Consider the following 22,789-nt stretch of genomic DNA (forward strand, 5'->3'; position numbering starts at 1 on the left):
TCCTTCCTTGATAGTCAGCCCCTCATATATTTGATAAAATAGCTTCGTACTGTTGATTGAGTATGGATCGAAAGAGGTATGAGCGATGAGAAAAGTGCAAATTGGATCGGTCAAACCTGGGGACAAGCTTGCAAAACCGATATTTCAAGATAATGGACGGGTTCTGCTTGGCGAAGGCGTAGAGCTGAATGATCGTTATATAAATCGGCTTCAAAATTTAGGCGTTGATATTGTTTATATCGAGGACGGCATGACAGAGGACCTTATTCCCGAGGATACGCTTAGAGACGAGACTCGCCGGCAGGCGGTAGAAGCGATCTACAAGACGATGAATTCCTTTAAGGACCAGTCGGTGGTTATGAAGGGCCGGGCGATTGCTCCGGATCTGGGGCGGACCTTTCGTAATGTGTTTGGCCAGATTATGACGGATTTGACGACCAGGCCAAATATGATGGTCAATCTGACGAATATTCATGTTGCAGACGCTTACTTGTTCCATCATTCGGTGAATGTCGCGATGCTTGCAGGGGTAATGGGAATTGCGAAGGGTTATAACCGCAACCAGCTGGAGGAGCTTGGCATCGGCGCGCTTTTGTTTGATATCGGAATGACCAAGATCCCGCAAAAGCTGATTGAGAAGGTAGGACCTCTGACAGCCGAAGAACGGGTAGTTATGGAGAGCCATACCAAGGAAGGCTTTGATATTTTGCGCAAATATCATGATATCTCAATCGTGTCGGCGCATTGCGCGCTCCAGCATCATGAACGTTATGACGGCTCTGGTTATCCTCGCCGCCTGAAACGGGACGAGATTCATATGTATGCCCAGATCGTAGGGATTGCGGATGTCTATGATGCCCTTACCTCTCCACGGCCGCACCGCAAACGGTATTCGCCATCCGAGGCAATCGAGTTTCTGTTTGCCGCAGGCAATACCTATTTTGATTTTGACCTGATTAAGCTGTTCTGCAAGCATATTTCGATATATCCGGTTTCAACGACCGTATTGCTCAGCTCCGGCCAGGTCGGGGTAGTATCTCTTAACAGTGAGCTTGCTCTGCATCGGCCAAGAGTTCGGATTATCCGGGAAGCGGACGGCAAGGAACCGGCTTCTCCGTATGATTTGGAGCTGAAGGATGAGCTGCATCTGACCATCATCAAAGAATTGTAATTTTGGACGAACGGGCATAGGATTCCATCCATACCAAGCTATCACTCTCTGAATATCCTAATAAAGAATTAGGAGGGAGGGTGACAGAATGGCTGCCAGAATAAGACCGACTTTAAAAAGTCCTTCCAAAGGCAAGGGGAAAGTGATTAAAAGAACGGCTCAATTAGCACCTCAGCAATCAGGCCCGATTTTTAGCAGATTGACAATCGTTTGGGTAAACGAGGAAGGTATCCCGTTTAACACAACCGGCTTTTTTGCTAGATTATCCAGAGGGAACACGGTTGTTTCCACCGCGAATTTTGACCGATTTGGCGTAGTTCGCTTCAATAATATTACAACTCTTACGACAGCAACGTTTACGCTTAGGATCTTCCGAAGCGCAGACGGTGCCTTATTCCGTACAAGAACGATTCCATCCGGCGTAGAGACATTTGCTGTTATTGGTTAATTCAACAAACTAGATTCAAAGTGGCTGTGCTAGTTAAAACGCGCACAGCCACTTTTTTTATTCTTACTAGGTTAATGACGGTCGGAAGAACATTCAAATGCGTAGTTTGCTCATTAACCTGACATCCTATGGGACAAGTTTCGTGTCTGATTGCTATATTCTGCGCAGGCCGGTCTTTGAATATCTTGTTTATTAAGGTAAAATAATCGTAATTAGCGAGTTCGGGGGGAGGAACAAGCTACATATGACGGGACATGCACAGCACTTAAAGCTGCCTAAGCTGGAGCTGCTTCGCAGGATTTTGTTTATCACGCTGGGAGCCGCTCTGGTTTCAGTAGGATTGGAGATTTTTTTGGTCCCCAATCACATTATTGACGGCGGGATCGTCGGGATATCGATTATCGTATCCCATCTGACAGGACTGCCTCTCGGTATTTTCCTATTCCTTCTTAACCTGCCGTTTCTGGTGCTTGGCTACAAGCAGATCGGCAAAACGTTCGCGATGTCGACCCTGTACGGGGTAAGCGTAATGTCGCTTGGCACTTTCCTGCTTCATCCGGTTCCTCCATTGACAGAGGAATATTTTCTAGCCTCGATATTTGGCGGCGTGATTCTGGGGATTGGTGTCGGTATCGTGATCAGGTTTGGCGGATCTTTGGATGGCACGGAGATTATCGCTATTTTGTTTAACAAGCGTCTGCCTTTTTCGGTTGGCGAGATTGTGATGTTTTTTAATTTGTTTATTCTCGGAAGCGCAGGCTTTGTGTTTGGCTGGGACCGGGCGATGTATTCGCTCGTCGCATACTACATTGCCTACAAGATGATTGATATTACGATGGAAGGCTTCGAAGAATCCAAAGCGGTCTGGATCATCAGCGACGAGGCTAAAGAGATTGGCTCGGCCATTATGGACCGGCTTGGGCGCGGCGTGACGTATATGCATGGCGAAGGCGGTTTTTCCGGCGGGCAGAAACGGATTATTTTCTGCGTTATTACCCGTCTGGAGGAAGCGAAGATGAAGTCGATCGTCAATGATATTGATCCGTCAGCTTTTCTCGCCGTTGGCAACATCCACGATGTGAAGGGCGGCAGATTCAAGAAGCGGGATATTCACTAAAAGGATAGTTAGGAGAAAAGGGCAGTGGACGAATTTGCAAGCATCCGCCATTGGACTTCGGGGCGGCAAAGCGAAAGCTGGCAGCGGGAACGCGGAGTCCGGCTTGGCATTGGAGACGATGCGGCGCTTGTTGACCCTGCCGCTCCGATAAATGGCGTAGATTCGCCGTATGAATACATCATGGCGATGGATACGATGGTAGAGACGGTACACTTCAACGAGGTGACGATGTCCTACGAGGATATCGGCTATAAAGCGCTCGCTTCCAATGTGAGCGACATAGCTGCCATGGGCGGTGTACCGCTGCAGGCGCTTGTTTCGGTTAGCGTGCCGAAGCAGCTTGGGCCGGAGCCGATGCACCGGCTCTATGATGGGTTGTATGCTTGCGCCGAGCAATATGGCGTAGCGGTGATTGGCGGCGACACCACTTCGTCGCCGCAGCATCTTGTTGTCGCGGTGACGGTGACAGGTGCCGTCGAAGCGGGCAAGGCGCTGCGCCGGTCGGGGGCGAAGCCCGGCGACGCGGTTGTATTGACCGGCCCGGTCGGCAAATCGGCGGCCGGGCTGCATTTCCTGCTCGCGCAGCGGGAACGCGGCGCGGATGCTCTCGCAGGGGAAAGGGCGGCGGCGCAGCTTGTGCAGGCGCACCGCCGCCCGTCGCCTTCGGTGCGTGCGGGACGCCTGCTGCTTGCGCGGGGAACCTGTCATTCGCTTAATGACGTAAGCGACGGGCTTGCTAGCGAGGCCTGGGAGATCGCTGAAGCATCGGGCCTTGTCGTATCGTTATTCGAGAAGCACCTGCCTCGAAGCGGCAGTATGGCCGCTTATGCAGGTGTAGCTGGCATCGATCCTTTGGAGTGGATGCTGTACGGCGGCGAGGATTACGTGCTGCTCGGGACTATGGAGCAGGGTGATGCGGCAGCGGCACAGGCGGCTTTCCATGCGGAAGGGCTGCCCTTTTATATCATTGGGGAGGCCTCGGCCGGAGCGCCGGCGGCCGAAATAATCCGCGTGACAGACAGAGGCGAGCTTAGGCAGCCGCTGGCTAAACGGGGATACAATCATTTTGAGTAATAAGCAGGTGAGAAGATGACGATCAAAGGACAAGTTGTGTTTACCGTTCGGAGCGAGCAGGAAACGGCCTTGCTTGCACAGCGGATTGCCGGCCTTGTGAAACCGGGCACGGTGCTTGCATTGGACGGAGACCTTGGGGCCGGAAAGACAACCTTTTCGCAAAAATTCGCAAAAGCGATTGGGGTAACGGATATTGTAAACAGTCCGACGTTTACGATTATTAAAGAATACGAGGGGGCCTCCATGCCCTTTTATCATATGGATGTGTACCGTCTGTCTCTGGAAGAGGCCGACGAGCTGGGGCTGGACGATTATTTCTTCGGCGACGGGGTTACGATTGTGGAATGGGCAAGCCTGATTGAAGAGCTGCTGCCGCCGGAGCGTCTGGAAATGTATATTGCGCACGAAGGCGGCGAGGAGCGCCAGTTCCGGATCTCCGGAATCGGCGAGCCGTATGCCTCTTGGAGCGAGGCTTTTTCGAAAGAGATGGGAGCAGGGAATAACGATGACTGAACGTAATGTTGGACCGGTATTAGCGTTTGATACTTCAACCGCTGCTTTTGCCGCAGCGATCTTGGATAAAGGCCGTATTCTGGGGGACATGCAGTCGCTGGCGGAAAGAAATCATTCCGTGCACGTCATTACCCATATTAAGCAGTTGATGGAGCAATGCGGCGTAGCGTCAAAGGATGTAGGCGCTATTGCGGTTGGCAGCGGGCCGGGGTCTTATACGGGGATGAGGATCGCGGTTGCGGCAGCAAAAACGCTCGCTTGGGTATGGGACAAGCCTTTGGTCAGCGTATCCAGCCTTGAGGCGATTGCCTATGGAGGCTGGCATCATGCGGCTGGCGTTCAGCTTGGAGCGGCTTCGGCTTCTGGAGCCGGCACAGGCGAAGACTGGATTCTTCCGATTATGGATGCCCGGCGCGGACAAGTCTATACGGGCGGCTATGCGATGTCCGCAGGCGGCGAGTGGAGCGGCTTTGCGGCCGACGGCGTAAGACTTATGCATGACTGGGTGGATCGTATTGCGGGGGAAGCGGCACTGCGGCAGGGACAAGTAAAACGTATTTGGGTTATTGGCGATCTGGCCCTGCACCGGGAAGAAGCGGAACGGCTTCAGGCTTTATGCGGGGAAAATAAGTCCGGAGCGGATGTGCAGCTGCTGTCCTATGAACTGGAAGGCCGCGCGCTAGCTTGGCTTGGACGTGGGCGACTGCTTAAAGGCGAGATTGCGGACACGCATGGATTGACGCCTAACTATACCCAGCTGGCAGAGGCGGAAGTAAATCTTCGCGCCAAGCAGCAGGGGGAGGCGAAGTCCTGATGCTGTCCGATCTTGTTTTTCGTTCCATGACGATGGCGGATATCCCGTTTATCGTTGATATTGAGCATGAGGCGTTTGCCACTCCGTGGACACCGGAAGCGTTCAAAAACGAGCTGACGAGCAATATGTTTGCGCGTTATATGGTGATGGAGCATAACGGCCAAATTATCGGCTACGGCGGGATGTGGGTAATAGTGGATGAAGCGCATGTCACTAACATTGCCGTACGTGCCGATCATAGAGGTCAAGGGCTTGGAGAACGGCTTTTAACCGAGCTGCAGCGGACGGCTGCTTTTTTTGGCGCGAACAAAATGACGCTGGAAGTACGCGTGTCCAACGAGATTGCGCAGAGCTTGTACCGGAAGCTGGGCTTTAAACCTTCCGGCATCCGTCCGGCTTATTATTCCGATAATAACGAGGACGCGTTAATTATGTGGGCGGATCTCTATTCCTATCAGCCTGCAACAGAGGAGCAAGAATGGTGAGTACAACAAATCAGGATGCCGTAATACTGGCGATCGAAACAAGCTGTGACGAAACTTCGGTCGCTGTCGTACGCGGCGGTAAACATATATTATCCAATGTCATCTCGAGCCAGATCGAGGTTCATAAACAATTCGGCGGTGTTGTCCCCGAGATCGCATCGCGCAAGCATGTCGAAGTCATTACTCTTATGATTGAGCAGGCTATAGAGGAGTCCGGTCTTACGCTGCGGGATATCTCAGCGGTAGCCGTCACGCAGGGCCCGGGGCTTGTTGGTGCTTTGCTGGTTGGGATCGTTGCGGCTAAAAGCCTCGCGATGGCGCTGGACGTGCCTTTTATCGGGACGCATCATATTGCCGGGCATATTTATGCCAATCAGCTTGTCCATGAGCTGGAATACCCGTGTATGGCGCTTGTTGTTTCCGGCGGTCATACGGAGCTTGTTCTGCTGGAGAGCGAAGGCAGCTTCCGCATGATTGGCCGCACGCGTGACGATGCGGTTGGCGAGGCATACGACAAAGTAGCCAGAGCTTTGAAATTTCCTTATCCCGGCGGGCCTCATATCGATAGGCTTGCTTCGGAAGCGGAGGCTGTCATTGAGCTGCCTCGCGCATGGCTGGAGCCGGATTCCTATGATTTCAGCTTCAGCGGCTTGAAGTCTGCCGTCCTTGCCGTTATCAATCAGACGAACATGAAAGGCGAGACGCTGGATGCCGGTGCTCTTGCCCGCGGATTCCAGGAGTCGGTGACCGAAGTGCTCGTCGAAAAAGCGCTTCGCGCCGTCCGCGCTTTTGGCGCCAAGCAGCTGCTCTTATGCGGCGGCGTAGCGGCGAATAAAGGCCTGCGCGCAGCACTTGCTTCGCGCTGCGACAAGGATGGAGTGCCGCTCTTGGTTCCGCCGCACAAGCTGTGCACGGACAATGCGGCCATGATTGGCGCCGCGGCCTTTTTGAAATGGCAGAAGGGCGAATTCACTTCGCTGGATATGAAGGCGGAGCCTAATTTCTCGCTGGAGGGCTGGGCCAAGCCGTCGGTCTAATAACAAATAATTTTGTTTGTATTTTTAATTCTTGGAATTGACAGAATATTTGTTGGAGAATATAATGGGTACCAATAGTTCAAACTTCATACTGTGCAAACGCTAAGAACAGGAGTAGTAAGGCTAATCCGGGTTTAGAGAGCTGCGGGAAGGTGCAACGCAGTCGAAGGATACCTGAAACTCGCCTGGGAGCGGAGTAGCGGATAAGCGCGGCTGGCCATGGAAAGCCCGCAAGTACGTTGCTACGGTTAACCCCCGTAACGGGGTGCGCATTCGTCAACATCCGGAGTTGGCAATGTGCCTAAGGTGGACATTCGAAGCTGTTTAACTACAGCGGTTAATGTCAACAAGGGTGGTACCGCGCAGGTTAATGATAGCCTGTCGTCTCTTGATTTCAAGAGGCGACAGGCTTTTTGGTGTCTTTGAACTAGGTTTGGGAAGTTTCGTTTCACGCAGACGAATAAACATACGCTATTTCATATACAAAACGCTGGGAACAGGATCAGTAAAGCAATAGAGCGGGTATACAGCGCAATTGAACGAACAGGCAGAGCCTGAAAGAAAACAATTGCTGCTGCAGAGAGCTGCGGGGTGGTGCGACGCAGTCGAAGCTTAAGCTTGAACTCGCCTGGGAGCGGAATGATGGAGGCCGGCTGGCTGCTTAACGGCAGTAAAGCATATGGCGAGTACATCGTTACGGTAAACCTCCGTCATCGGGTGTTCAAGCGGGTCGGAACCCGCATGAAGCTTAAGGCTTAGCCAGCACGGCTAGCTGCTTCTCGAAGGTTCCGGCCAATGAGAGTGGTACCACGGCAGCTCATTTACGGGCCTGTCGTCTCTTACACAGAGACGACAGGCCTTTTTTGTTCCCAAAAAACATGTAACGGAGGGTATTCCCATGAAAAAAATTCAAATCTTTGATACAACTTTACGCGACGGCGAGCAATCGCCAGGAGCATCGATTGAGCCTGAACGCAAAATCATTATTGCCCGCCAGCTGGCGAAGCTGGGCGTTGATATTATCGAGCCGGGCTTTGCGATCTCCAGCCCAGGCGAGTTTGCGGCTATTCAGCAAATTTCCCGTGAACTGCAAAACGTTGAGATCTGCGGCTTTGCCCGCGCGGTGAAGGTCGATATCGATGCTGCCGTTAAGGCGACGCAGGATGCGGCCAAGCGGCGTCTGCACCTGTTCATCTCTTCCTCGGATATTCATCTGAGCCATCAGATTCGCAAGACACGGTCGGAAGTCGTTCAGATTGCGCGGGATATGATTTCTTATGCGAAGCAGTTTGTTGACGAGATTCAATTTGCCGCAATGGACTCCACCCGTTCGGACCGTGATTTCGTCATTGAGCTGGTAGAAGCGGCAATTGAATCGGGAGCTACGATTATCAATCTGCCTGACACTTTGGGCTATGCGCTGCCAAATGAAATGGTTGATCTGTTCACGTCGGTACGCCAACAAGCGCGAGGCGGAGACAAGGTTCGCTACAGCACGCATAACCATAACGATCTGGGCATGGCGGTCGCGAACAGTCTGGCAGCCGTGCAGGCGGGGGCAACGCAGGTTGAGGTTACCGTAAACGGCGTTGGCGAACGGGCTGGCAACTGCTCGCTGGAGGAGCTGGCGATGTTGATCGAGACGCGCAAATCGGCTCTGGAAATCGAGACGAATATCGAGCAAAGCGAGATTTATACGACTTCTCACATGGTCAGCCGCGCAATGCATTATCCGATCGCCTATAATAAACCGATTGTTGGCCGCAACGCATTCCAGCATGAATCCGGCATTCACCAGGACGGCTTGCTGAAGGACCGCAGCACCTATGAGATTATGGATCCGGAAGCGATGGGGATTTCCCGCAGCATGATTATTCTGGGCCGCCATTCCGGCCGTCATGCGATTAAGCATCGCTTGTCGGAATACGGTATTGCGGTAGCGGACAACGAATTGAACGATGTGTATGACAAATTCAAACAAGTTGCCGACGAGAAAAAGATCGTAACCGATGACGAGCTGATCCGCATCGCCGGTGAGGCGACCGAGACGCAGCCGGATCCATACAAGCTGATGGATCTGCAGGTATTGGCCGGCAGCCAGAAGTCCCGTATCGCTTCGGTTACTATCCGAGACGGAGAAGACGGAGGGGAGCGTTCCTATTCCGGAATGGGCGAAGGACCGTTAGAGGCGGTTATCCACTGTATCCAGCAAGCGATTCCCGTTGCCGCCCAATTCGAGGACTTGGAGCTGCATTCGTTATCGACGGGAGAGGATGCCCATGGCGAAGCGGTTGTGAGCATTGTTATCGAAGGCGAACGCTTCCGCGGCACGTCCATTCACAAGGACATCATTTATGCGGCTGCCCAGGCTTATGTCGCAGCCTGCAATCAGGCTGTTATGACTAGAAGAAAACAGGTCATTGAAGAAAATGTCGGTTAATTGGAATAGTTATCCACAAAAACAAGGATGCTGTGCATAAGAGGAAAAAAACGGATAAATACAACCTTTTCCCTGTGTATAAAATTGCGTGCAAGTAGTGGATAGTTTTTACACAGCCTGCCTGTGGATAATGTGTATAACGTGGATAGTATTACGTAGAAGGAAGCTTTTGTAAGTAATTAGTGACATTAACCTTTACAAATCACGCTTTGTTATCGACAGAATTAACTAACAATTCACGTTTTATTGTGGATAAACCTGTGGAAAAGGTGGACATTTCCCCGAAAGCACGACTTTTGTGCAATCGGGGCTTTTTTTTGCTGTTGCGCCCCCGCAATCCATGCCGCAATAAAATTGCGTGAAGCTGCAACATGGTTTTCGGTGAAAACACTTTCAGATTCAGGTAAGGTTAAATTACTAGATCACGTTCCGGCGAGTAGGTATTCCGGCCTGAATGGAGGAGAACTGCAGTGAACTTAGAGACGGTCATTCAAGTAAGCTCGATTCGCAAATGTTATGGTCCGTACAACGCTTTAAATGAAGTCTCCTTTGAAGTGAACAGAGGCGAGCTGTTTGGCATTATCGGGACAAGCGGGGCAGGCAAAACAACCCTGCTGGAGATGCTCATGGGACTTCGCCGACCTGATCAGGGAACGATTGAAGTACTCGGCATGGATGCCATTATGGAAGCCAAGCAGCTGAAGGAATATATCGGAATGCATATGTACAGCAACTCGCTCGTAGACAATCTAACGGTTCGTGAAGCGCTGGAATTGTTCCAATCGTTTTACATCAAACAAAATGACATCGATCGGATTATTGCGGATCTGGAGCTGGAGCCGTACGTAAACAAGCCGGTGAAACGGCTGTCCGGCGGCTGGCAGCAGCGCATCGCGCTTGCTTTCGCGCTGGTGAACGATCCTGAAATCATATTCCTCGATGAGCCGACAACCGGGCTTGATAAGCAGGCGAGGGCGGATTACTGGGCTCTGCTTATGAAGTTGAAGAGTCAAGGCAAAACGATCGTTATGGCATCCCATGACATGGGAGAAATGCAGCGGAATTGCGATCGCATTGCGGTGCTGCGCAAAGGGGATATCGTCAGATGCGATTCTCCGCAGCAGCTCATCTCCCAAATTCCAGAAGGCTGTTTTTCGATGGAAGGCGTATACGTTCATTTCGCTTACGCGGGAATGTAGCCTTGCCTAGATGATCCGGCCTAGTTTGAAGGAGGACTTTTGCGCATATGGAGCCCAGAAACGACACCAACGAAAGTCCGTCCGTTCATCGAAGCCAGGTGATAGAGAAGCGCATGGAGATGATTGCCGTGCTGCTCGATAAATTAAATGGGGAGGAGATCGTCCAACAATCCAAAACCAAGCAGAAACCTCAAAAGCGGAAGGGGCGAAATAACGACAAGCTGATGCAAATAGTTGGCGGCATATTCTTCCATCGTATAAGATAAGGATGACACTACCGTGACGGAGGTCAGAGGATGGAAGAACTAGTGCCTATAATCGGGCAGGAGATGCTGCGGATTTCCGATAAGTATTTCATTACGGAGCCGCTTCGCGGACATGCCCGCGCTTTTATACGGGAAAAGCAGGCCGAATCGATGAGATTCGGTCTTTTGACCGTGCTTCATTACCGGATGTTCGGAGGAGATTCGGGGCAGATCTATCGAGCGGCTGCTGCTGTGGAACTGTTTATTCTCGCATCGGATATTCTGGATGATTTGCAGGACGGGGACGCGCCGCATCAAGCTTGGTCCCAGGTACCGCCGGCGGCTGCGATGCAGGCGGCGGCCTCCTTCATGGTGCTTTCGCAGCAGGCTGTGCTGGAGCTGGAGTTCGATCAAGTCTTGCTGCTTCGGGTTGCCCGGATGATGAACGGACAATTGCTGAAGGCGGCAAACGGGCAGATGCTGGATTTGATGAACGCCGTGACGGACGAGGATTCCTATCTCGCCATGGTTCAGCATAAATCGGCGGCGCTCATCGTATTCGCCTGTATGACAGGGGTCATGCTTGCAGGCCGGGAATGGCATCCCGTCGTTGCGGAATATGCCGAAGAAGTAGGAATGGCGGCCCAAATAAAAAATGATATTAAGGACCTGCTTCGCTGGGACGACAAGAACGATTTTATTTTGCGCAAAAAGACCCTTCTTACCTTGTTCCTTTTGGAGGAATCGGCTGAAGAGGATCAATGGATTTTGGACTATTTCGAAGGCAGGCTGCAGTCGGAAGATGTCGCAGACAAGCAGCAAATGCTGGAAGAAGCATGTGAGCGGACGGGGGCGGCATTATATGGCTCTGTGCGCATGAGGATGCATTTTAACCGGTTCCGGGAACTGCTTGACGAGGTACCGGAGACCTCTTCGGCTAAGGACAAGCTCCTAGAGATTTTCTCCAGCTAGAGCCTTTCTTCATAAACCGCAATGACGATTGCGGAAAATACGGGACATGTTGGCGTTTGCTGTCGAAAGATTTCCTGCTATAGTAGAATCAGAATTTGATTCTACTATAGCAGAGGAGGAATTTTAAATGTTGAAAGATGCTATTCGTTCGCTGGCTGCAAGCAAAGAGAAAATGTCTATGGTGATGGGTGGACAGCTGCAATTGGCTGGCGTATCCGCAGCTGAGCATAAAGCACTCCAAGATGCGCTGAAGAATCAAGACGAGAAAAAAGGCAATTACACGCTGGCTGTTTGGGGCTAATATAGTCATAAAACGACTTCATGCGAGTGCAGGAGGAGATTAGACGATGTTTAGACCAACTCTTAGAATTTCAGCACCTCTCTTCCTGATTACGTTTCTCGTCATTTTGCTCTATTTGACCCTTACGATCATCAAGGAGCCTTTTATAGGCGTCGAATTAGTGGAAGGTTCAAAGGGAGATTATTTCGTGAAAGCTCTCGAGCCTGCCGGACAAGCAATTAGCAAAGGCATCTTGGTCGGCGATAAAATCCTTTCCGTGAACGACGCGCCGGCAGGTCAATATAGTAATGTGAAGAAGTTCTTTTCCATTGAAAAATCAGATTCCGTGCTGGTCGAGCATAGTAATAAGGATCAGCAGTTAATAGAGTTTAACCGGGGCTGGTATGGGATCATTCCAGTTGGGAATTGTTCATTCAGCTGTACATACCGCTTATTTCGCTGATCCTGTTCGCAGGGTTTTCTTCTTTTCTGTATTCGAAAAGGAAAAATGACAGCGCAGCATTAATGCTTATGCTGTTTTTTGCCACGATCGGGCTATGCTATTACTCCTCGGCGGCATCCTATCGGAGCGATCCCGTCGGATTTTCGATTATATATTTCGTACTCCCGTCTGTACCGATCATTTTCCTGCAGTTTATGAATCAGTACATGAAGCGGTATAATGTCGTCTTCATCAGCAAAGCCGGATTAATCGGAATGCTGAGCACGTTTGGCGCGGTCGAGCTTGGCATGCTGCTGTATGTCTGGACGGATCTTGTGTCGAACGGTGCGTTTGTATACATACGGATGTTGTATTACGGTACCTTGATTATCGGAAATTTCATCTGCATCTATCAGCTCGTCAGAAAGTATTTGCAGTACCGCAAGACGAAGTTTAATTCGCTTTTCAAAATTACGCTGGTGTCGCATATCGTTGCGTTTACACCATTTACGGCAATGAACCTGCTGCCGCTCTTTATCGGCGGAGGACAGATTTTACCGGCTGCCTTTACTTCTTTGTTTTTGTTTGTGCTGCCGATCGTTTATTTCTATCTGCTAACATCCAATCAGCTCTTTGACATTGACTTCATCCTGACAAGGTTTAAATATTATACGCTTCTGTCCGCCCTGCCGGCTCTCTTGCTGACGCTTGCGATCATCGGAGTGCAGAAAGGAAAGACTGACGTATCCTGGATTGGTTACATTCAAATATTCCTGACGTCTTATGTTGTGATGACTCTTTTCTTGTATGTGAAGGAGCAGATCGATCATAAGTTCCGTCCGAAGCTATTCAAAGCCATGTACAGCTATCAGGACAGTCTGGACCGTTTCTCGCGCAAGGTTGCAACCGTGATGAAGAGAGCGGATTTGGAGGCTGTGCTGAAGCAAGAGATCAGCGATCTGCTTCCGGTTAACCGGATTGATTTTGTCCTAGTGGATCAAGCAGACGGCTCCGTGCACAAGCTGGGTGAATCCGACGAGGAGAAAGGAACGTCCTTGTTCCTGCTTCAGGTTGCGGAATCGCTGCAGGTTGGCGAAATGGTGGAACTGCCGCATGGCATCGGTCTTGTAATCGGCCGCCAGCGTTCCAAATACCATGTCGTGTGGATTGGTTCGAAGACGAACCATACCCGGTTCAACTCGGACGAGCTTCGCTGGTTGAAGACGCTCGCGAATTATTCCAGTATTGTCTTTGAGAATCTCTACCTGATCGAAGGTCTGATTGAGGACCTGGAATCGGAAGTTCGCAAGGAGCAGACTACCGCTCCCTGGGTTCTGCGGTTGTTGTTCTGTCTGTCGGAGAACGAACGAAGAAAGCTGGCTGCCGATCTTCATGACTCCGCGCTGCAGGACCAGTTAATCTGGTACCGCAAGCTGGAGGGATTAATGAACGATTATCCTATCTCGGACAATCTTAGCGATGAGCTGAACGAGATCAAGGAGGGCCTGCTGGATGTTATTCACCAGATCCGGGAGACCTGCAATGAGCTGCGGCCGCCTCTATTGAAAGAGATGGGCGTAATCGAAGCCGTTGAATCTATAGTCGAGCACTCGCAGATGCGCGATAATTTCGCCGTTGATTTCAGACCGAAGCCATTCGCCCATCCGCTTAACGAAGAGCAGATTACAGCCATTTACCGTATCGTACAGGAATTGCTCAGGAACGCTGCCAAGCATGCGCAGGCGAACCGGGTCACTCTGGAGCTTGAACAGCGTAAAGGAAGAATCTACTTCCGCTACAAGGACGACGGTATCGGGATGGATGTTGATTATATGAAAGCATCCTTTGAGCATATGGGGCTGTCCGGCATTAAAGAGCGGGTAGCGAGTCTTGAAGGAGAAATTACGTTCCGGTCGAGGCGCGGAAGCGGGCTGGAGGTTGTAATCAACTTGCCGGAGACAATGACGACCGGTCGTTCGGAAAGGGGATTATTGCGTGATTCGTATCTTATTAGTTGATGATCATCCTTCCGTTGGCGAAGGAACCAAAACCATGATCGAACAGGATCCTGAAATGAAGGTAACGGTGGTGCTGTCCGCAATGGAAGCGCTCGATGCCGTCAATCATGACCCCTTTGATATTATATTGTGTGACCTGAATATGCCCGGAATAAGCGGTCTTGAGCTCACGAAACGACTTATTCAGCAAGATCCCGACCGCCGGGTGCTTATCTATACCGGCTATGAGATCAGCACCCATTACAACCTGCTGATTGAATGCGGAGTTTCGGGATTTATTTCCAAGACGGTGTCACGGGAGCAGCTTCATAACAACATCCGCTGCGCGATGCGAGGGGAAGCGGTTATTCCGATTACCCTGCTGAAGCAGCTGCGGCGTAATGAAGTGAAGATTACCCGTGCGGAGAAAGCTATCGAAGAGGTCTCGATTAATGAACGGGACCAGGATATTTTGCAGGAAGTGGCGAGCGGCAGCAGCAATAAGGATATCGCTGCCAAGCTTCATATGAGCCAACGGACGGTAGAGTACAATTTAACCCGCATTTTCGAGAAGCTGAGCGTGCGCTCAAGATCCGAAGCGATTGTAGAGGCCAAACGGCTTGGACTTATTCGCATGGAGCAATTTTTAACCTAATTGTTGCTTACCCCGACTTCTCGCGATTCGCCACCGGTGAACGTGAAAGTCTTCTTATATGGGATAGCTGCCGCGGAAGCCGCAGAATCGTATCCCCGTGTTTTGTCTATGTAAGACCACCCTAACTTTTGGTTTCCCTCTCAATGCTTACGTCTATATGGCGTAAGCATCTTTTTTTTAATAAACAAAGTATAATTGTATCTATAATGTTCGCAGTATACATACGAGTGTGGGGTGGAGGCAAAGCAATGAAATATATATGGTTATGGGTGGTCTTTATTATTCTCTTTACTATGGCTGCTCTTGGTCTGGAAATACTGGAAGGAAACAAGATTACGACTACGGAATATTACGGGCTGCGTAACATGGGCAGTATCTTCGTTATGTTTTGCTTGCTCTGCAGCATTGTTATATACGTGGTTACTTTCTTCCCGTTAACATTGCTTCTTACGAGGTTCGTAAAGCTATTACCCGCAAGAATCGTCTTATATTCCATTGCGGGAGGGATAATTGGAATATGGGTTTTTGATCAATTTTATGATTTGGGCGATGACTATTACGTGAAGGGATATAATCTTAACGTAAATAGCGCCTTAATTCTGTTTGGGCTGGCAGGCTTCTTCTATTCAATCATGGACAAGTTTTTAGAAAATAAAAAGAAATAAAACCTCCCCGGCGCAATCACGACGGATGCGAGGGGAGGCTGTTGGCGCTTATTCGCTTAGTTGTTCCCACTGCTCATAAGCGGCGTTAAGCGAAGCGCGTTTCTCTTCAATCTTGGTTTGAATCTCTTGAATGGCCATATAGTCGTTAAAGATAGCCGGGTCGGTTAGTTGTACCTCGAACTCGGCAATCTGTTCTTCCAGCGTGGCGATCTCCTGCTCAAGCTGTTCCAGCTTGCGAAGGCGGCTCCGTTCTTCACGTTTGGCTTGCTTATCCATTTCGTAGGAAGTAGGAGCTTCTACAACAGGCTGGTTGGATTTGCTAGCCAGTTTTGCGGCTGCTTCAAGGCGGGCTTCCTCCAGCTCGGCTTTCTTCTCGATCATATCATCATAATTTCCTAGGAAATGCTCGGTTCCTGCCGGAGTTAGTTCGACAATACGTTCCGCCATTTTGTTAAGGAAATAACGGTCATGGGAGATAAAAAGCAAGGTTCCGTCGTAATCGAGTAGAGCGGATTCAAGCACCTCTTTGCTGAACAGGTCCAGATGGTTGGTAGGTTCGTCCAGAATGAGGACGTTTGCCTGCTCAAGCATCAGCTTGGCCAGCGAGACGCGCGCTTTTTCCCCGCCGCTGAGGGAGGAAATACGCTTTAGGACATCCTCGCCGCTGAACAGGAAGTTGCCAAGCACGGTACGTATGCGGGCTTCCTCCATATGCGGGTAAGTCCCCCATACTTCTTCGAGTACGGTATTGGAAGGAGTTAACCCGGTCTGCTCCTGGTCATAGTATCCAAGCTTGACGTTTGAACCCCAACGGACGGTGCCTGTCTGCGGTTGTCTTTGCCCAACCAATACCTTTAACAGAGTTGACTTGCCGATCCCGTTTGGTCCGATGAGGGCAACCGTTTCACTGCGGGACAGCTTGAAGGATACGTGCTGGAAGAGCTGGCGGTCCTTCTTCGGAAACTTGACGGACAGGTCGGCAACATCCAGCACGTCCTTGCCCGTCTGGCGCTCGATCTCGAAGGTGAAACGGGCTTTCTTCAAGTCGCCAAGCGGCCTGTCGAGCACATCCATTTTCTCGAGCGCTTTACGTCGGCTTTGAGCCCGCTTGGTTGTGGAAGCACGGACGATATTGCGTTGAATGAACTGTTCCATCTTTGCGATTTCATCCTGCTGCTTCTCAAATTGCTTCATGTCAGCCTCGTATTCGGCAGCCTTGAGCTCTATGTACCGGCTATAGTTGCCCGTGTAACGTCTGGCGGCATGGCGTTCGATCTCTATAATGGTTGTAGCGAGCGCATCAAGGAAGTAACGGTCATGGGAGACAACCAGAATGGCTCCGGAATAGCTGCGGAGATAACCCTCGAGCCAAGTCAGCGTTGGAATGTCCAGATAGTTGGTAGGCTCGTCGAGCATGAGCAGATCCGGTGCCTGCAGCAGAATGCGGGCAAGCGCAAGGCGGGTCTTCTGACCGCCGCTTAACGTGCTGATTAGCGTGTCAGCCGCGAAGCTGCCAAAGCCCATTCCGTGAAGGACGCTGTTAATGCGGGTATTAATCTCGAAGCCGCCTTGCTCGCGGAACCAGTCGGACTTGCGGGAATACCGGTCGAGAACATCCTCGTATCGTTTGGGATTGTCATGAAGAGCCGGGTCAGCGATTTGCCGCTCCAGCTCGCGAAGCTCTTGTTCAGCTTCGATCAAATGGGAGAATACGGCACGCATCTCCTCTATGATCGTGCGGTTCGATTGGAGACCGCTGTTCTGGGCCAGATAGCCGATCCGTGTTTCCTTGGCTTTATGAATGGCACCGGAGTCATAAGAAAGCTCGCCCGCAATAATTTTGAGCAATGTCGATTTGCCGGCGCCGTTTACGCCTACAAGTCCTACCCGTTCGCGTTCCAGGACTTGCATCGATATATCGGATAAGATGACGTCTATGCCATAATTTTTACTGATATTGGATAACTGAAGCAGCATGAATAATACCTCCAACAAATAATGACAGGCTTTTCCGTTCCATTATATATTACCAGTCGCCATTGGCGAAAGTTGCATAACAATGGTAAACTACATTTAAACAAAAAGCATGTATGGGAAGGCTGATCCGGGAAGCGATGAATGAACAATCAAACGGGATGCCGCTGGATAAGGCAGCGCTGCGAAAAGCCATCACGCAGCTGCGTGACGGGATCCCTCTTGAAGAGCGTATCATCCGTTCGGAGGCGGCATGCCGGTATTTAACGAATTGGATGATGGAACATGGAGTGGCAAGCTTTATGTGTTATGTGCCATTTCGTTCCGAACTGAATACCCGTTCGTTGATTGAGTGGGGCTGGAAGACGGGAGCGGAGGTTGTTGTTCCGAAATGTTATCCGGCGGACCGGTCAATGACTTTGCATAAACTGGACAACTGGAGCGGTCTTAAGGCAGGAGCCTACGGCATTCTGGAGCCTGACCCGGATAGATGCCCGGCGCTGCCGGATTCTTATGTTCCTGGTCTCGTCGTTGCGCCAGGGATCGCTTTTGACAAAAAAGGCGGTCGTCTCGGCTACGGCGGCGGATATTATGACCGTTTTGCCGAGCGGCTGGGCCGTGAGCGGGCGGATGTGACATGGCTTGGCATCGCGTTCGAAGATCAGCTTGTAGACGATATTCCAATGCAGACCCATGACAGGCGAATGGACGGTATTGTAACTGAGCTTTCAGCAAGAGTTTGGAGTGACGGCTAATGGAACTGACTCATTTTAACGAACAAGGTCGGGCACGGATGGTTGACGTCAGCGATAAGGAAGTAACGGCGAGAACGGCAACCGCGCGTACGCAGGTGAAGATGAACCCGGGTACGCTAGCCCGAATTAAGGAAGGCAGCATAGGTAAAGGGGATGTGCTGGCCGTGTCGCAGGTAGCTGCGATAATGGCCGCGAAGAAAACATCGGATTGGATTCCGATGTGCCATCCGCTTCCGCTTACAGGCGTTAATGTTACCTTCGGGGATAACGGACAAGATGAGCTGTATATTGAAGCAACGGTCAAGACAACCGGTAAGACAGGCGTTGAGATGGAAGCTTTGACAGCTGTCTCTGCCGCGGCGCTTACCGTGTATGATATGTGCAAGGCGCTGCAGAAGGATATGGTCATCGGTCCCACGTACCTGATTGAGAAGACCGGGGGCAAAAACGGAGACTATCGGATTTGACAACCCATGAACGGATAAGGGATGGGAGGAATAATAGATGCGGTGGAAAGTAGCGATATTGACGGCAAGTGACAAAGGCTCGCGCGGGGAACGTGAAGATACTAGCGCACAGGTTATTCGCGAGCTGGTAGAGGAAGAACTAGGCGGAGAAATTGTCGATTACCGGATCGTACCTGACGAACAGGACGAGATCATGGCGGCCATCATCGAGATGACCGAATATTATCAGGCAGATCTGGTCTTAACGACGGGCGGGACCGGTCTGGCGCAAAGGGATGTAACACCGGAAGCAACCCTTAAGGTGGTTGACCGCCTTGTACCCGGAATTTCGGAAGCGATGCGGATGGGAGCTTTGCAGAAAACCCGCCGTGCGATGCTTTCCCGAGGAGTATGCGGCATTCGCGGACAAGCGCTGATCATTAATCTGCCGGGCAGCCCGAAGGGTGTTCATGAAAGTCTGATGGCGATTATGGATCAGCTGCCTCATGCCTTGGAGATTGTAACCGGCACGCATGGAGATCACGAATGAGCGGAGCGGATACGATACTGAAGGAAGTTCCGGTTCAGGAAGCCGTTGGTCTACGGCTTGCCCATGATCTTACGCAGATCATACCCGGAAAGTTTAAAGGACGTTTGTTCAAAAAAGGCCATGTTATCACGGAAGCTGATATTCCAAGCCTGCTGGATATCGGCAAGGAGCATATCTATATTATGGAGCTGGGCGAGAGCGAGCTTCATGAGGATGATGCAGCCAACCGGATGGCTAAGGCGCTTGCCGGAGAAGGAATCGCGCTGTCCGATCCGCATGAGGGCAAGGTCAGCTTGAAAGCTTCAATACAAGGTCTTGCGGAGGTAGACCAGACTCTTGTGGAAGCGATTAATGAGCTTGGAGAGATTGCCTTGGCGACGGTGAAGACGAATAGCGTTGTACAGGAAGGCCGTGCACTCGCTGCTACCAGAGCGATTCCTCTTACCGTGCCTAAAGCAAAGGTTGAAGAGGTCGAAAGACTAGCAGCGGAATATAGAGCCGCCAATCAAGGGGAGGCCCCTCTTCGGGTTGTACCTTTCCGCAAGCTGCGGGCGGGACTTCTGACAACCGGGGGCGAAGTGTTTTCCGGACGTATTCAGGATAGGTTTGGTCCGGCTGTCCGTTCCAAGCTGGAAGCGTTTGGCTCGGAAGTAGCCGAGCAGCGTTTCGCGCCGGATGACCGACAAATAATTGTCAAGGAAATACACTATTTGCTAGAGCAACGTTATGATATGATACTAGTGACCGGCGGTATGTCGGTTGATCCTGATGACCGGACACCAGGCGCGATTAAAGCGTCCGGAGCGGATATTGTCAGCTACGGCACGCCAATGCTGCCTGGCTCGATGCTGCTTATGGGTTATTTGAACGGCGTGCCGATTATGGGATTGCCGGGCTGCGTCATGCATGATCCGTATACTTCCTTCGATGTACTGCTGCCTCGTATATTAGCTGGTCAGACTATCGTGAGAGAAGACATTGTCCGTATGGGATATGGCGGTTTGAACAACGGTTAGTGTAGTACATAAGCGTATAACGATGAGGAGGAAGATCGAGTATGTCGGGAATTGGCGCAACAGGATTTATTTTGCTAGCAATTGTCGCTTTGCTGCTGTTTGGACCAAACAAGCTGCCTGAGCTGGGACGCGCATTCGGGCGCACGCTGAAGGAGTTTAAAGCAGGCGCAAGAGATATGATGGATGATGAGAAGGACAACAAACGGGTTGAAGTGAACCGTACGGAAAATATCGAAGTGGATAATAAGCGGCTTCCGGACTAACCGGGCCCGCTTTTTTGCTGAAAGGGGGCTAAAAAGATGAGTACATCACAAGACAAGGCTTCCGGACAGAGTTTCGACCGGGCCCGAATTCGCGAAGAAGGCTTGATGCCGCTATTTGAGCATCTTGGCGAGCTGCGGAAGCGGATTATTTATATGCTGATTGTCATCGTTGCAGGCCTTATTATCGGACTCGTTATTGCTGAACCGGCCTATAACTTCCTGATGGAGCAGGAGCCGGCAAAAGGCTTGCAGCTGCATGCCTTCTCTTTATGGGACGGCATTGGCATATATATGAAATTTGCCTTTGTTATCGCTCTTTTGCTCGCTATTCCGTTTACGGCCTATCAGCTTTGGGCTTTTGTGAAGCCTGCGCTTAAGCCGAATGAACAACGGGCAACAATCAAATACATACCGTTTGCTCTGATTATGTTTCTGATTGGACTGGCTTTTTCGTATTTTGTCGTTTTCCCGCTGGCTTTTCATTTCACGCGAAAAGTTTCGGCGAATCTTAATCTGGAAGAAACGATTGGGATTACGCAGTACTTTTCCTTTATGTTTAATATTTTGATACCGATTTCACTCTTGTTCGAGCTGCCGCTAGTCATTATGTTCCTGACGGCAATCCGGATTCTTAATCCGGTAAGGCTCCGCAAGATGAGACGGATTGCTTATTTCCTTATGATCTTTATTGGTGTCGTTGTGACGCCGCCGGATTTCGTATCCGACAGCTTGGTTGCGATTCCTCTTATCATTCTGTATGAGATAAGCGTGCTGCTGTCCGGAACGGTATACAAAAAACAGCTTGCCGCTGCCGAGAAACGCGAAGCAGAGTGGGCAGCGGGGCAATAAGCCTGCGTTAAGCCAAAAAGACCTTGGGACTCCCAAGGTCTTTTTTTTTGCTGCATCGATGCCCGCCGGATTAATAACTCATGGCATTATCTTTGTACAGCTCGCGTCCGCCGAGCAGGGCGGCTAGAGTCTCGCGGCTTGCGGAAACGGCTGTCTTGCGTCCGGAAGCGACTCTCTGGCCCGGGCCAACAACGGCGATTTGCTCGCTCTGAGGGGCGCCGATAATCGCGCCGTCTTCGATAACCGCGTTTTCCCCGATAATCGCCTTATGAATACGAACATTCCGGCCGATCCGTGCGCCAGGCATAATGATGCTCTCGTGAATTAGACTACCTTTGCCAACGTCTGCACCATCGCTGATAACGGATCGCTGCGCAATACCTTCCATCCGGCAATTGTCATGAACAATGCTGTCCCGTTCCGCAGACAGGTTTCGGAGATTAGGACGCAAGGAGCTTTTGCGCTTTTGGCTGCTGCAATATAGGGGCCACTGCGGCTCAGACAGATTCAGCGTACCGTCAATCAGCTCCATATGCGCTTCCCACAAGCTGTCAACCGTACCGACATCGCGCCAGTAGCCTTCATAAGGATAAGCGGTAAGGCTTGCTCCATCCTGCAGCAGCATCGGAATGATATCCTTGCCGAAGTCATGGCTGGAAACGGGGTTGCCCGCGTCCTTCAGCAGCACCTCCCTCAGCATGTCGGTACGGAACATATAAATGCCCATGGAAGCCAGGTTGCTTCTTGGGCGGGAGGGCTTCTCCTCGAATTCAACCACGCTGTAATCCTCGTTGGTATTCAAAATGCCAAAGCGGCTCGCTTCATGCCAAGGGACGCGTTTTACCGCAATCGTAGCGGCTGCTCCGCTTTTGATATGGGCCTCCAGCATCGGCCGGTAATCCATTTGATAGATATGGTCGCCGGAGAGAATGAGAACATGCTCCGGATTATGCTGCTCGATATAGCTTAGATTGCGATAGATGGCATCAGCTGTCCCTGTATAACATCCGTTTGGAGAAGCAACGGAAGCGGGCAATAGCGCAATCTCGCCCAGATGCTTAGGCTGCACGGCGTTCAGCCACGCTTCTCCGCCGCCGATATGACGGTGAACGGTGTCCGCGCAAAACTGGGTCAGCACGCCAATCCGGCGAATCCCCGAATTCATGCAGTTGCTAAGCGGAAAATCAATCATCCGATACTGTTCTCCGAAAGGGACAACCGGCTTGGCCAGCGCCGTTGTAAGTGGTGCAAGCCGTTTGCCTTCGCCGCCTGCCAGTAGCATCGCCATACAATTCATCTGTGTCATTCTATATTCCTCCAAGCTTTCTCGTATTAGGATGGTATAATCGATAGTGTCCTTGTAACATCTGCTTACACCGGAT

General features: G+C 51.0%; 26 protein-coding genes and 1 other annotated feature. Of the genes, 24 read left to right on the forward strand and 2 right to left on the reverse strand.

The window, feature by feature from the left end; translation table 11 throughout:
* Positions 1 to 85: 85 nt before the first annotated feature.
* The 18 genes from PJDR2_RS05310 to PJDR2_RS05385 all read left to right on the forward strand — a co-directional run bounded on the left by PJDR2_RS05310 (position 86) and on the right by PJDR2_RS05385 (position 15,554).
* Positions 86 to 1,171 carry an HD-GYP domain-containing protein gene (locus tag PJDR2_RS05310; RefSeq protein WP_015842643.1) on the forward strand — a complete coding sequence of 362 codons (1,086 nt, stop codon included), beginning with the start codon at positions 86 to 88 and terminating at the stop codon, positions 1,169 to 1,171.
* An 88-nt stretch (positions 1,172 to 1,259) separates the two neighbouring features.
* A complete protein-coding gene (locus PJDR2_RS05315; protein WP_015842644.1) occupies positions 1,260 to 1,619 on the forward strand; it encodes a hypothetical protein in 360 nt (119 codons plus the stop codon).
* A 244-nt stretch (positions 1,620 to 1,863) separates the two neighbouring features.
* Positions 1,864 to 2,736: a YitT family protein gene (locus PJDR2_RS05320; protein ID WP_015842645.1), complete on the forward strand. Its 873-nt coding sequence runs from the start codon at positions 1,864 to 1,866 to the stop codon at positions 2,734 to 2,736.
* 24 nt (positions 2,737 to 2,760) lie between these two features.
* Positions 2,761 to 3,810 carry a thiamine-phosphate kinase gene (thiL, locus tag PJDR2_RS05325; RefSeq protein ID WP_015842646.1) on the forward strand — a complete coding sequence of 350 codons (1,050 nt, stop codon included), beginning with the start codon at positions 2,761 to 2,763 and terminating at the stop codon, positions 3,808 to 3,810.
* Positions 3,811 to 3,825: 15 nt separating this feature from the next.
* The gene (gene tsaE, locus PJDR2_RS05330) at positions 3,826 to 4,323 is read left to right on the forward strand and encodes a tRNA (adenosine(37)-N6)-threonylcarbamoyltransferase complex ATPase subunit type 1 TsaE (RefSeq protein WP_015842647.1); all 498 of its coding nucleotides are present in this window, start codon (positions 3,826 to 3,828) and stop codon (positions 4,321 to 4,323) included.
* Positions 4,316 to 5,137, forward strand: a complete 822-nt coding sequence (tsaB, locus tag PJDR2_RS05335) for a tRNA (adenosine(37)-N6)-threonylcarbamoyltransferase complex dimerization subunit type 1 TsaB (protein WP_015842648.1) — start codon at positions 4,316 to 4,318, stop codon at positions 5,135 to 5,137. Before tsaE ends, tsaB begins: the two co-directional genes overlap by 8 nt.
* Complete coding sequence (rimI, locus tag PJDR2_RS05340) at positions 5,137 to 5,622, forward strand: ribosomal protein S18-alanine N-acetyltransferase (RefSeq protein WP_015842649.1); 486 nt, start codon at positions 5,137 to 5,139, stop codon at positions 5,620 to 5,622. Before tsaB ends, rimI begins: the two co-directional genes overlap by 1 nt.
* Complete coding sequence (tsaD, locus tag PJDR2_RS05345) at positions 5,616 to 6,659, forward strand: tRNA (adenosine(37)-N6)-threonylcarbamoyltransferase complex transferase subunit TsaD (protein WP_015842650.1); 1,044 nt, start codon at positions 5,616 to 5,618, stop codon at positions 6,657 to 6,659. The genes rimI and tsaD overlap by 7 nt, the downstream gene beginning before the upstream one ends.
* Before the next feature lie 95 nt (positions 6,660 to 6,754).
* Positions 6,755 to 7,051: a binding site (T-box leader), on the forward strand.
* A 202-nt stretch (positions 7,052 to 7,253) separates the two neighbouring features.
* The gene (locus PJDR2_RS33070; RefSeq protein ID WP_190276181.1) at positions 7,254 to 7,418 is read left to right on the forward strand and encodes a hypothetical protein; all 165 of its coding nucleotides are present in this window, start codon (positions 7,254 to 7,256) and stop codon (positions 7,416 to 7,418) included.
* 139 nt (positions 7,419 to 7,557) lie between these two features.
* Entirely contained in the window at positions 7,558 to 9,099 is a 1,542-nt protein-coding gene (locus PJDR2_RS05350) for a 2-isopropylmalate synthase (RefSeq protein ID WP_015842652.1), read from the forward strand.
* 470 nt (positions 9,100 to 9,569) lie between these two features.
* On the forward strand, positions 9,570 to 10,298 hold the full coding sequence (locus PJDR2_RS05355; protein ID WP_015842653.1) for an ABC transporter ATP-binding protein: 729 nt from the start codon (positions 9,570 to 9,572) through the stop codon (positions 10,296 to 10,298).
* A gap of 47 nt (positions 10,299 to 10,345) precedes the next feature.
* Entirely contained in the window at positions 10,346 to 10,564 is a 219-nt protein-coding gene (locus tag PJDR2_RS05360) for a hypothetical protein (protein WP_015842654.1), read from the forward strand.
* Between the two features lie 30 nt (positions 10,565 to 10,594).
* On the forward strand, positions 10,595 to 11,515 hold the full coding sequence (locus PJDR2_RS05365) for a polyprenyl synthetase family protein (protein ID WP_015842655.1): 921 nt from the start codon (positions 10,595 to 10,597) through the stop codon (positions 11,513 to 11,515).
* Positions 11,516 to 11,642: 127 nt separating this feature from the next.
* Positions 11,643 to 11,816, forward strand: a complete 174-nt coding sequence (gene comX / locus PJDR2_RS33075) for a competence pheromone ComX (RefSeq protein WP_015842656.1) — start codon at positions 11,643 to 11,645, stop codon at positions 11,814 to 11,816.
* Between the two features lie 46 nt (positions 11,817 to 11,862).
* Positions 11,863 to 12,258, forward strand: coding sequence for a PDZ domain-containing protein (locus PJDR2_RS05370; protein WP_015842657.1), 396 nt, complete (start codon positions 11,863 to 11,865; stop codon positions 12,256 to 12,258).
* Positions 12,222 to 14,255, forward strand: a complete 2,034-nt coding sequence (locus PJDR2_RS05375) for a sensor histidine kinase (protein ID WP_015842658.1) — start codon at positions 12,222 to 12,224, stop codon at positions 14,253 to 14,255. Before PJDR2_RS05370 ends, PJDR2_RS05375 begins: the two co-directional genes overlap by 37 nt.
* Positions 14,233 to 14,889, forward strand: coding sequence for a response regulator (locus tag PJDR2_RS05380; protein WP_015842659.1), 657 nt, complete (start codon positions 14,233 to 14,235; stop codon positions 14,887 to 14,889). Before PJDR2_RS05375 ends, PJDR2_RS05380 begins: the two co-directional genes overlap by 23 nt.
* A gap of 248 nt (positions 14,890 to 15,137) precedes the next feature.
* The gene (locus PJDR2_RS05385) at positions 15,138 to 15,554 is read left to right on the forward strand and encodes a hypothetical protein (protein ID WP_015842660.1); all 417 of its coding nucleotides are present in this window, start codon (positions 15,138 to 15,140) and stop codon (positions 15,552 to 15,554) included.
* A 48-nt stretch (positions 15,555 to 15,602) separates the two neighbouring features.
* On the opposite strand, the gene PJDR2_RS05390 is transcribed toward PJDR2_RS05385, so the two are convergent.
* Positions 15,603 to 17,531, reverse strand: coding sequence for an ABC-F family ATP-binding cassette domain-containing protein (locus PJDR2_RS05390; RefSeq protein ID WP_015842661.1), 1,929 nt, complete (start codon positions 17,529 to 17,531; stop codon positions 15,603 to 15,605).
* A gap of 137 nt (positions 17,532 to 17,668) precedes the next feature.
* On the opposite strand from PJDR2_RS05390, the gene PJDR2_RS05395 reads away from it, so the two are divergent.
* The 6 genes from PJDR2_RS05395 to tatC are packed head-to-tail and all read left to right on the forward strand — an operon-like array spanning position 17,669 to position 21,407.
* Positions 17,669 to 18,283 (forward strand): 5-formyltetrahydrofolate cyclo-ligase, encoded by a 615-nt coding sequence (locus PJDR2_RS05395; RefSeq protein ID WP_041613982.1) that lies wholly within the window; start codon positions 17,669 to 17,671, stop codon positions 18,281 to 18,283.
* A complete protein-coding gene (gene moaC, locus PJDR2_RS05400; protein WP_015842663.1) occupies positions 18,283 to 18,750 on the forward strand; it encodes a cyclic pyranopterin monophosphate synthase MoaC in 468 nt (155 codons plus the stop codon). The genes PJDR2_RS05395 and moaC overlap by 1 nt, the downstream gene beginning before the upstream one ends.
* Positions 18,751 to 18,787: 37 nt before the next feature.
* Positions 18,788 to 19,279, forward strand: a complete 492-nt coding sequence (locus PJDR2_RS05405; RefSeq protein WP_015842664.1) for a MogA/MoaB family molybdenum cofactor biosynthesis protein — start codon at positions 18,788 to 18,790, stop codon at positions 19,277 to 19,279.
* Positions 19,276 to 20,295 (forward strand): molybdopterin-binding protein, encoded by a 1,020-nt coding sequence (locus tag PJDR2_RS05410; protein ID WP_015842665.1) that lies wholly within the window; start codon positions 19,276 to 19,278, stop codon positions 20,293 to 20,295. The genes PJDR2_RS05405 and PJDR2_RS05410 overlap by 4 nt, the downstream gene beginning before the upstream one ends.
* A gap of 41 nt (positions 20,296 to 20,336) precedes the next feature.
* Positions 20,337 to 20,558 (forward strand): twin-arginine translocase TatA/TatE family subunit, encoded by a 222-nt coding sequence (locus PJDR2_RS05415; protein ID WP_015842666.1) that lies wholly within the window; start codon positions 20,337 to 20,339, stop codon positions 20,556 to 20,558.
* A 36-nt stretch (positions 20,559 to 20,594) separates the two neighbouring features.
* Positions 20,595 to 21,407: a twin-arginine translocase subunit TatC gene (tatC, locus tag PJDR2_RS05420; RefSeq protein ID WP_015842667.1), complete on the forward strand. Its 813-nt coding sequence runs from the start codon at positions 20,595 to 20,597 to the stop codon at positions 21,405 to 21,407.
* Between the two features lie 70 nt (positions 21,408 to 21,477).
* Here tatC and PJDR2_RS05425 read toward each other — a convergent pair whose 3' ends face one another.
* Entirely contained in the window at positions 21,478 to 22,713 is a 1,236-nt protein-coding gene (locus tag PJDR2_RS05425; protein WP_015842668.1) for a sugar phosphate nucleotidyltransferase, read from the reverse strand.
* Positions 22,714 to 22,789: the final 76 nt, after the last annotated feature.

Source organism: Paenibacillus sp. JDR-2, from assembly GCF_000023585.1.
Taxonomy (GTDB): domain Bacteria; phylum Bacillota; class Bacilli; order Paenibacillales; family Paenibacillaceae; genus Pristimantibacillus.

Coding starts and splice junctions, on each gene's coding strand:
- PJDR2_RS05310 (WP_015842643.1), top strand. CDS start 86: ATGAGAAAAGTGCAAATTGGATCGGTCAAACCTGGGGACAAGCTTGCA.
- PJDR2_RS05315 (WP_015842644.1), top strand. CDS start 1,260: ATGGCTGCCAGAATAAGACCGACTTTAAAAAGTCCTTCCAAAGGCAAG.
- PJDR2_RS05320 (WP_015842645.1), top strand. CDS start 1,864: ATGACGGGACATGCACAGCACTTAAAGCTGCCTAAGCTGGAGCTGCTT.
- tsaE (WP_015842647.1), top strand. CDS start 3,826: ATGACGATCAAAGGACAAGTTGTGTTTACCGTTCGGAGCGAGCAGGAA.
- tsaB (WP_015842648.1), top strand. CDS start 4,316: ATGACTGAACGTAATGTTGGACCGGTATTAGCGTTTGATACTTCAACC.
- rimI (WP_015842649.1), top strand. CDS start 5,137: ATGCTGTCCGATCTTGTTTTTCGTTCCATGACGATGGCGGATATCCCG.
- tsaD (WP_015842650.1), top strand. CDS start 5,616: ATGGTGAGTACAACAAATCAGGATGCCGTAATACTGGCGATCGAAACA.
- PJDR2_RS05350 (WP_015842652.1), top strand. CDS start 7,558: ATGAAAAAAATTCAAATCTTTGATACAACTTTACGCGACGGCGAGCAA.
- PJDR2_RS05360 (WP_015842654.1), top strand. CDS start 10,346: ATGGAGCCCAGAAACGACACCAACGAAAGTCCGTCCGTTCATCGAAGC.
- PJDR2_RS05365 (WP_015842655.1), top strand. CDS start 10,595: ATGGAAGAACTAGTGCCTATAATCGGGCAGGAGATGCTGCGGATTTCC.
- comX (WP_015842656.1), top strand. CDS start 11,643: ATGTTGAAAGATGCTATTCGTTCGCTGGCTGCAAGCAAAGAGAAAATG.
- PJDR2_RS05370 (WP_015842657.1), top strand. CDS start 11,863: ATGTTTAGACCAACTCTTAGAATTTCAGCACCTCTCTTCCTGATTACG.
- PJDR2_RS05385 (WP_015842660.1), top strand. CDS start 15,138: ATGAAATATATATGGTTATGGGTGGTCTTTATTATTCTCTTTACTATG.
- PJDR2_RS05390 (WP_015842661.1), bottom strand. CDS start 17,531: ATGCTGCTTCAGTTATCCAATATCAGTAAAAATTATGGCATAGACGTC.
- PJDR2_RS05395 (WP_041613982.1), top strand. CDS start 17,669: ATGAATGAACAATCAAACGGGATGCCGCTGGATAAGGCAGCGCTGCGA.
- moaC (WP_015842663.1), top strand. CDS start 18,283: ATGGAACTGACTCATTTTAACGAACAAGGTCGGGCACGGATGGTTGAC.
- PJDR2_RS05405 (WP_015842664.1), top strand. CDS start 18,788: ATGCGGTGGAAAGTAGCGATATTGACGGCAAGTGACAAAGGCTCGCGC.
- PJDR2_RS05410 (WP_015842665.1), top strand. CDS start 19,276: ATGAGCGGAGCGGATACGATACTGAAGGAAGTTCCGGTTCAGGAAGCC.
- PJDR2_RS05415 (WP_015842666.1), top strand. CDS start 20,337: ATGTCGGGAATTGGCGCAACAGGATTTATTTTGCTAGCAATTGTCGCT.
- tatC (WP_015842667.1), top strand. CDS start 20,595: ATGAGTACATCACAAGACAAGGCTTCCGGACAGAGTTTCGACCGGGCC.
- PJDR2_RS05425 (WP_015842668.1), bottom strand. CDS start 22,713: ATGACACAGATGAATTGTATGGCGATGCTACTGGCAGGCGGCGAAGGC.